The organism is Larkinella sp. C7, from assembly GCF_006149005.1.
Lineage (GTDB): Bacteria > Bacteroidota > Bacteroidia > Cytophagales > Spirosomataceae > Larkinella.
In genome coordinates this window covers 1-309 of record NZ_VBSL01000289.1, presented here as the reverse complement: position 1 = coordinate 309, position 309 = coordinate 1, and the positions used below count along the sequence as shown (strand labels likewise).

General features: G+C 44.0%; 1 protein-coding gene. It reads right to left on the bottom strand.

Translation table 11 applies throughout. The annotated features are described in order from the left end of the window. A partial coding sequence (locus tag FH871_RS35455; protein WP_171063056.1) for an AzlC family ABC transporter permease occupies window positions 1–309 on the bottom strand: 309 nt, incomplete at both ends.

Sequence of the window (309 nt, the reverse complement as noted above, 5' to 3'; positions counted from 1 at the left end):
AAGGTTGCCATAAGAATATTTTGCAAGAAGGGAGTTTTGGTAAAAATAGTCGTAGCATGCAGGGTCATCAACATATTGCGCAGATTAACTAAAAAAACTGTCAGGGTGATAGTCAGCAAATCAGCCCCTGAGACAATCATGGCCACCATGGCAAATTGGGCTGATCCCCCATAAATGAGGAGACTCATCAGACCAACTTCAAGCGCCGACAATCCTGCAGAAGAAGCAACCACTCCAAAAGCAATTCCTATAGAAATATAGCCTGGGGCTGTTGGTATGGCATCCTGCAGTCCTTCTCTAAATCCTTTT